This window comes from Arthrobacter sp., from assembly GCF_030540645.1.
Lineage (GTDB): Bacteria > Actinomycetota > Actinomycetes > Actinomycetales > Micrococcaceae > Specibacter.
In genome coordinates this window covers 1-5,412 of sequence record NZ_JAUNVV010000127.1, presented here as the reverse complement: position 1 = coordinate 5,412, position 5,412 = coordinate 1, and the positions used below count along the sequence as shown (strand labels likewise).

General features: G+C 60.0%; 3 protein-coding genes and 1 pseudogene. 1 reads left to right on the top strand and 3 read right to left on the bottom strand.

Going from position 1 to position 5,412, the window contains the following annotated elements:
• The 3 genes and pseudogenes from Q4P21_RS15640 to purS form a co-directional block, all read right to left on the bottom strand.
• A pseudogene (locus Q4P21_RS15640) lies at positions 1-337 on the bottom strand (phosphoribosylformylglycinamidine synthase II); the annotation flags it as partial.
• A 9-nt stretch (positions 338-346) separates the two neighbouring features.
• Positions 347-1,099, bottom strand: a complete 753-nt coding sequence (gene purQ, locus Q4P21_RS15635; RefSeq protein WP_303389650.1) for a phosphoribosylformylglycinamidine synthase subunit PurQ — start codon at positions 1,097-1,099, stop codon at positions 347-349.
• A gap of 2 nt (positions 1,100-1,101) precedes the next feature.
• Complete coding sequence (gene purS / locus Q4P21_RS15630) at positions 1,102-1,353, bottom strand: phosphoribosylformylglycinamidine synthase subunit PurS (RefSeq protein WP_207343406.1); 252 nt, start codon at positions 1,351-1,353, stop codon at positions 1,102-1,104.
• Between the two features lie 462 nt (positions 1,354-1,815).
• Between purS and Q4P21_RS15625 the strand changes: the two genes are divergently transcribed.
• The coding region (locus tag Q4P21_RS15625) for a discoidin domain-containing protein (protein WP_303389649.1) at positions 1,816-5,412 on the top strand (3,597 nt) is incomplete at its 3' end.

The window sequence follows — 5,412 nt, the reverse complement described above, 5'->3', positions numbered from 1 at the left end:
ATTCAATCTTGAACGTCACGGCCCAGCCGTCGCCCAGGTTGGTGACACCGGCGTTTTCGCCGATGCCCACCAGCATGTCCTTCTTCATTTCCTCGGTGACCTTTTTGCCGAACTGGCTCAGGTGGTTCTTGGAGGACTTGTAGGAGCAGTGCTCGCTCCACATCACCGAGTACATGGCCAGTTCAGCGGCGGTGGGGCGGCGGCCCAAAACCTTCACGACGTCGTCGAACTCGTTTTGCTTCAAACCAAGCTCGGCCCACGGCAGCTCAACCCCGGGGGTGGCGGCAGCGTTTTCGACGGTGTCGATGTTGAACTTTTTCGCGGATTCTGTTGAGATCTCGCTCATTTATTTGTCTCCCAGAAGAGTGTTCAAAACTGAGTTGAAGAAGCCCAGGCCGTCGGTGCCGGTGTGGGCGGGGCCGTAGCCGGTCTCCACTGCGTGCTCGGGGTGCGGCATGAGGCCCACCACGTTGCCCGCGGCGTTGGAAATGCCGGCGATGTCGCGGCGTGAACCGTTGGGGTTGTGGCCCACATAGCGGAACGCGACCCGGCCCTCGGCCTCAAGGGCGTCAAGGGTCTTTTCGTCGGCGATGTACTGGCCGTCCTGGTTCTTGAGCACAACGGTGATGTCTTGGCCCGCGGCGTAGGCGTTGGTCCAAGCGGTCGTGTTGTTTTCCACACGCAGCACCTGGTCGCGGCACAGGAACTTCAGGTGGTCGTTCTTGATCATGGATCCGGGAAGCAGGTGCGCCTCGGTCAGGATCTGGAAGCCGTTGCAAATACCCAAAACAGGCAGCTTGGCATCGGAGTTGGCGGCGTCGATGATCTTGGCCATCAGGGGTGCAAAGCGGGAGATGGCGCCTGCACGCAGGTAGTCGCCGTAGGAGAAGCCGCCGGGGATGATCACGGCGTCGACGTCGGCCAAAACGGTGTCCGCATGCCACAAGTCCACGGCCGTGGCGCCGGAAAGGCGGACGGCGCGTGAAGCGTCACGGTCATCGAGTGTGCCGGGGAAGGTCACGACGCCGATGCGGGCTCCCGCCAGGCGTGTATCAACGGGTGCCAGAACGGCACCGCCAATCAAGGGGGTTTCAGTCATGACTAGTCCGCCACAACTTCAATGTTGACAACATCTTCGATGACAGGGTTGGACAGCATGGTTTCTGCCGCTTCGCGGGCCTGAGCCAGAATCTCTTCGGTCACTTCGCCATCGACGAAAAGTTCAAAGCGCTTGCCCTGACGGACGGAAGGGAATGCGGTGAAGCCCAGGCGGGGAAGTGCGCCAACAATGGCCTTTCCCTGCGGGTCCAGAATTTCGGGCTTGAGCATGACGTCGACAACGATCCGAGGCATCGAAGGAACTCCTGGTGTTAAAGGGGATGGCCACGGAAGTGCCGTCTTACGCTGTCTTGCAGACCAGGGGTAAACCTGAAAATCAATAAGGAAAGCGCTCCGCGAGCTTGCCATCCCATTCTACGCAGTGATTGCAAACGGGGGAATTTTAGTGGTCTACATCGCATCCCATATCCGGGCGGTTGGCACTTTTGCACATTTCCGCACCGTGAGGGGACATTGCGACTGCGTCTTCAGTCGGGTCCAGCGCCATTGATATCGCTGCCATCAGCGGGCATCTTTGTGCGGAATTTGAGTAATAAAGCAGGCATCTTCATCCGAAAGGACCACATTCGAGTCCATGTGATGCATAGCACTGTGGGATGGGGTAGGTTGTCCTATGTCCTAGAAGGTGGGGGTCCTCAGGGCTGCTTTGTTCGTTCGCAGGTGTTTTGGCCGGTCTTGGCCACTTGAAAGGAATACATGAGTTATCTGAACTCGGTTCGCCGTCCCAATGGTGGGCGAACTGCGGTCACTGCTGGGGTACTGGCCGCGGGGCTGCTTGTCAGCATGATGGGGCCGGCCTTCTCCCTCGCGACGGCACGGCAGGCATCTGCCGCGGACGCTGGAAGCTATGTGGAGCAGGTCCTGGCCCGCAACGGTGACAACGCCATCGACCCGTCCCTTGGCCGCTTTTATCGGATTCCGGCGCTGGCTGACCTCGGTGGCGGTGTGGTATTGGCCTCGTATGACGGCCGCCCTGATGGGGCCGATGCACCTTCGGCCAATTCAATTGTGCAGCGCCGCAGCATTGACGGCGGCAACACCTGGGGTACGCCCACCTACATTGCCCGTGGTCAGGAAGCGAAGAACGGTAACCAGAAGTTCGGTTTCAGCGACCCCAGCTACATTGTTGACAAGGTCACCGGTGACGTCTTCAACTTCCATGTTTATTCAAAGGACGTGGGCTTCCAGGGGAGCGGCTTTGGCAACGACGACGCCGACCGCAACATCATCGGCGTCGAAGTTTCCGTCTCCAAGGACAAGGGCCTGAGCTGGTCAACGGATCCGGGTAATATGCCCAACCTCCCACCTGTGGACTACACGGCAGGCTCGCAGTACGCAGGGCTCGACGGACCCTTGATCACCGATGTGGTCAAGCCGGTGGGTGACGCCAACAATGTTGGCGGCGTTTCTGGTGTTTTTGCTGCCTCGGGTGAGGGCATCCAACTGCAGTACGGGCCCAACAAGGGTCGACTGATCCAGCAGTTCACCGGCAAGGTGAAGCAGGCCAACGGCAGCGTTCCCTACCAGGCGTACAGCGTCTACTCCGACGACCATGGCAAGACATGGCAACGCGGCGAGTTCACCGGCACCGGCATGGATGAGAACAAAACCGTGGAGCTCTCCAACGGCGATGTCATGCTCAATTCACGTGCCAGCAGCGGCGGCAATGGTGGACGTAAAGTGGCCATCTCCAAAGACGGCGGCCAGAGCTATGGTCCCGTCACGGTTGACACCTCCTTGGTCGACCCCGTCAACAACGCCTCTATTACGCGGATGTACCCCCACGCCGCGCAGGGTTCCGCCGAGGCCAAGATCCTCTTGTTCTCCAACGCAAACTCCAGCGCTGGCCGCCAGAACGGCACCATCCGCTACTCCTGTAACGACGGGGTCAGCTGGAGCGCTGGCAAGCAGTTCAAGGCCGGTGCCATGAGCTACTCCACTGCTACCGCCCTGAGTGATGGCACGTTTGGTGTCTTCTATGAAGGCGATAGCAACACCATGACCTTTGGCAAGTTCGACGCCGCGTGGCTGGGTGTTGACTGCGCAAACTCCATGACTGCCGCTCTCACGGCCGCCCCCGTTTCAGGTACCAACGGGGCAACTGTTTCAGCACAACTGACTGTCAAAAATAATGGCTCGGCGGTACTCTCCGGAGCAACTGCATCTTTCGCCGCAAAAGCAGGCTGGACCTTCGGATCCATAGTGGTTCCCGACGTTGAGCCAAACGCTTCCGCCACTGTGTCAGTTCCGCTGACCATCCCGGCCTACGCCAAGGCCGGAAACATCAGCCTGTCAGCTTCGCTCTCACTCGGAGGCCACATCGTTACAGCGACGGTGCCGGTGACCATCACCGGCGGCGCCACGCAGAACGTCATTGGGCTGGACATCCAGGGCTCACCGACAGAAGCTTCACGCGATCTTGCTACCAGCCCCTACGCTGTGGGCAGCAAGGTTCCCTACACATTTGTGGTCAACAGCCTCAGTAACGTCGTCGTCAACGCGGTGCCGCTGACAGGCAACTTTGATCCTCTGGTGCCTGCCGACCGTGGCGGTGCCACCAATGCCGGCAACTGTCGCTGGAATAACCTTGCAGTGTCAGGCAACTTCAGCTGCGCAACCCCGCGCCATCAAGTCACTGCTGAAGAATTGGCCCAAGGGTTCTTTGTTCCGCTGACCACGTGGGAAGCGAATGCAACTGGAGTCACCACACAGAACTACACCGTCACCGGTGCTGAAGTAGACCTGCTGCTGCGCAAGCCTGCAGTGTCGGTGGAGTACACCGCGGGGCCCGTGATCGATGTTGACGGCAGTGGCTTTGCCACCGTCGGTGACACCATCACCTATACCGGCCGTGTTGCCAATACAGGCAACGTCAAGCTGACAAGCGTTGCCGTTCCGGGCGAAGCCAACTTTGACCTGGACGTTGCCGCCACCAAAACCATTACTCGGCTCTACACGCTGACAGCTGGTGACGTGGCCGCCAACAAGGTAGCAGCCAAGGATCTATCCGTCATTGCCCACAACGGGCAAAAGGCCGTAGCTGCAGCTGCCAGTGCGCCGGTGGTCAAGGCGTGTGCGGATGAATTGTGCGGTGAAGAGCCGCCCATGGCGAACTTGATTCCGCAGCGTGAGATCAGCATTGAATCAGTCTCATCCCAGGAACTGACCGGCGAAGCCGCACCCAACGGCCCGGCAGCTGCCCTGCTTGATGGCGACATCAATTCGTTCTGGCACACCAAGTGGCAGAACGGCAGTGATAAATTCCCCCACTCAGTGGTCTTCGATCTGGGCAAGGACTACCAAGTCACCGGGTTTGAATATACGCAGCGCCAGAACGGCCCCAACGGAAAGATCAAGGACTACGAGATCTACGTGTCCGAAAGTCCCACGGACTTCGGCTCAAAGGTGGCAAGCGGTTCATTTACCGCTGCCAGCGCGCCGCAGCGCATAGCCATTGACGGCGCTAAGGCTGGCCGCTACGTGAAGCTCATCGGCTTGAATTCCATCGCAGGCAATGAATTTGCCGGAGGGGCGGAGGTCAATATCGGCGGTATCGCCGTCACGGACGGACCCGTCACAGGAAGCCCCGTCGTGGGTGCCACCATCGAGGGTGAGCGCGCTGATGGCTCACGTGACTTGGCTGCCAACCCCTACACGGTTGGTCAGCAGCTGCCGTACACCTTCGTCGTGAAGAGCACGGCAGACATTGTCTCCACCGTCTACCCGACGGCAGGGGACCTGGCAGGGTTCAACATCACAGGGACACCCAACTGCCGGTTCCGGGACATCCCCATCGGCGGCGGCTACACGTGCGCCACGGCCAAGCGCGTCATCACGGCCGAGGACATTGCCAATGGCTTCTTCCAACCCATCACAAAGTGGGTTGCAGAAGGTACCGGCGCCACTTCGGCGGAATACACCATCGACGGCGGCGAAGTGGATGTTCTGGTCCGCAAGCCCTCCTTGGCACTGACGGTCGGCACTGGTGTCCTGGAAGACAAGGACAGCGACGGCTACGCCAGCGTCGGGGACATTGTCACGTTCCCCGTCACTGCCAAGAATGACGGCAATGTTGCGCTGACTGGCGTTTCGCTGCCTGGCGTTGATGGTGCGGCCGAGGCTCTCGCCGTCGGAGCCAGCACTGCTGGCACCATCGCGCACACTGTGACTGCAGCCGACCTTACTGCGGGTGAAGTTGCCGGCGCTTCGGTCTCGGCCGAAGCAAAGAACGGCCTCAAGGATGTTTCGGCGGAAGCCTCTGCTGCGGCGTTGGAACTGACTCTGGCTCCGGAG

Coding starts and splice junctions, on each gene's coding strand:
- purQ (WP_303389650.1), bottom strand. CDS start 1,099: ATGACTGAAACCCCCTTGATTGGCGGTGCCGTTCTGGCACCCGTTGAT.
- purS (WP_207343406.1), bottom strand. CDS start 1,353: ATGCCTCGGATCGTTGTCGACGTCATGCTCAAGCCCGAAATTCTGGAC.